This window comes from Paenibacillus pini JCM 16418, assembly GCF_000576305.1.
Lineage (GTDB): Bacteria > Bacillota > Bacilli > Paenibacillales > Paenibacillaceae > Paenibacillus_AQ > Paenibacillus_AQ pini.
In genome coordinates this window covers 1-2,545 of record NZ_BAVZ01000049.1, presented here as the reverse complement: position 1 = coordinate 2,545, position 2,545 = coordinate 1, and the positions used below count along the sequence as shown (strand labels likewise).

At 35.7% G+C, this 2,545-nt stretch carries 2 protein-coding genes and 1 pseudogene; all 3 read right to left on the bottom strand.

Annotated features, from left to right (window positions below; translation table 11 throughout):
• Positions 1-119 precede the first annotated feature (119 nt).
• Complete coding sequence (locus JCM16418_RS23240; protein ID WP_036653800.1) at positions 120-461, bottom strand: YolD-like family protein; 342 nt, start codon at positions 459-461, stop codon at positions 120-122.
• Positions 458-1,692, bottom strand: a pseudogene (locus tag JCM16418_RS23235) (DNA polymerase IV). The gene JCM16418_RS23240 and the pseudogene JCM16418_RS23235 overlap by 4 nt, the downstream one beginning before the upstream one ends.
• Before the next feature lie 391 nt (positions 1,693-2,083).
• Positions 2,084-2,467 carry a hypothetical protein gene (locus JCM16418_RS23230; RefSeq protein ID WP_036653799.1) on the bottom strand — a complete coding sequence of 128 codons (384 nt, stop codon included), beginning with the start codon at positions 2,465-2,467 and terminating at the stop codon, positions 2,084-2,086.
• Positions 2,468-2,545: the final 78 nt, after the last annotated feature.

Below are 2,545 nucleotides of genomic sequence, written 5' to 3'. Positions count from 1 at the left end.
TTCTGTCTTAGGCGGGAATATATACTGCACATCTCTGTCTCTTTTCTTAGCCATCTCTTCCTCCTTATTTTATGTATACTTAAGCCCCGCTATAATTTAGTCAACAGGGCTTAGAACTATTAATGAATTCTAGCTCTAACTACCTCTTCAAAGTCTACCCATTCATAACCACTATCGTTATCAAACTCTACTTTAAATTTCTTCTGATGTGGTACAACATTAGTAACAACACCTATTACAATTCTATCACTGTAGGTATCGAACAAAGTTACTTCAACGACTTCTTTCTCACTTAGAGATATACCTAAATTATAAAGAATGTTTTCCCATTCATCGTCATGAATAACTGGTCGAGTTTTTATCTTATGTTCCTTTTGATTTTGATTAATTCGCTCCTTATGTTCCGGCAACATCATTCGAGAGGATTCCCATAGGCCGTTTCCGCTCAGTTTTTTTGTCATTTGTAATGTCCTCCGATTTTTGCATTTCTGTCCATTGCTTGCCCTGCTGATGTCAGAGAACTTGCTCTTAATATAGATACTTCCCCGAATCGATCCTTTATGTCGTCCATCACTTTATCAATAGCCCTCTTCTTCTCATTATCTTCAAAAAGGATAATTGATATGTGTCAGCACTGGATAGATCAGACAAAGCGACGCTCAATCTTCGAACAGGTAACCCATCCCAATAAGTGTGGAACAGCTTCTTTACCGCTGCATAAATATCAACTGTTACATTTGTAGGATCAACTAATTTAAGTTGCCTACTGAAGCCAGTTGCCCTATCCCAATCAGCTCCAGAACACCCAACAGACACTACTGATCCCATTAAACCGAATCCTCTTGTCCTCCTACAAATTTGAGAACATAGATCAAGTAGCACAACTTCTATCTCCCACCCCTCTCTATAGTCTCTTGGGAGTGTCATACCATTGCCAATTATCTTTTGGTTACTGTGAGAGCTAGGTGTTACAGGTGAGTCATCTAGCCCATTTGCAACTCTCCAGATGACCTCGCCATTCACTCCCCATCTCTTTCTAAGTTTTGATAACGGGGTATTGGCTAATTGTCCTATATTTCGAATCCCCATATTCCAAAGATGCTTTTCCATCCTAGAGCCAATTCCCCATAAGTCTCTTATTGGATTACGCCAAACGTGTTTATATAGTTCATCTTTCCGTAAATAAAATATACCTCCTTCGATTTTCTTTGCGATCATGTCACAGCAAATTTTCGCAATTACCTTGTTTTCACCAATTCCTGCTCTTGCATATACTCCAGTTTCAATAAGTATTCTCTGTTGTATTTGTCGTGCCATTTCAATTATAGAATTACCGAATAAATGTAATGAGCCTGAACAGTCAATAAATAACTCATCAATACTATAGCTCTCAACTAAATCGCTAAAAGATTCAAGAATCTTGGTGATTTGCATTGAAACCTCGATATATTGCTGCATATGAGGACGTACAATAACTAAATCAGGACACTTTTTTAAAGCTTGCCATATGGCTTCAGCAGTAGTTACTCCATAGCTCTTAGCTATCGGACATGCTGCTAGTATTATTCCCGATCTTCTTTCTGGATCTCCAGCTACAACTAAAGGTTTGTTTTTGTATTCTGGGTGGTTCGTTTTTTCAACACTGGCATAAAAACTTTGCATATCAATTAACATCACTGAGCGTTTTGCTATATGAGTCAATTTAATCCCTCCGAATGAGAACATTTGTTTGTATTTATTATACTACAAACATGTGTTCGTTATGCAAGAGGAATTAATGGAAAATAAATTATTTATAAATCTGTTAATTAATTTTGATGTTTTATGTATAGAGCTTATTAAACATGCTTTACTTTAACCTTATAATCCCCTTAGATAGAACCAGTTGCTTTATATTCGTATATTACCTCTTCAATAAAAGACTCTAATCTAATGCAGCTTCATGTAAAGCATCGGCAGTTCGCAGTGTTCTCAGGTAGCTCTTTGTAATCAATTTTGATAATAAATGTCTATTTCATTAAAATTATCCCCTGTCTTTTAATTCATAGTTAGTGTCTTATTTAGCGTTTCATTTTCGAACTGTTCAGCAGCCTATTTTTATTCGCAAATCATAAATGAATGACTCGATTTTCGGTTTGTTGAATTGATATAACGTATCTATCGACCAATACGGTGCAACAACCAAAATTCCATTCTCTTTTATTGATAAATTGCCATTATCATCATATTTCCGATCATAGTATTCAGCATAATCCGACCCCATGCTGATTGCTTCTTTCGGCACTATACTTGACCATGCTTCATTAGCTATCTCTTCGATGTATGTGGTAAAATCTTCGAAGCCCTCTTTTGTAAATTCATAAGAAAAACGATCATCCCTCTCTTTTTTACCATCGAAATTTTCGAAGATAATTGCAGATTTACGATGTTTGACAACTAAGCCGTTGTCGAATGTTTTAATTTTCAATTCACACTTCTCCTTGCTTCACAATATATATCTACTTTTTAATTAACTCAATTTCATGAAAATGATATTTTATGAATG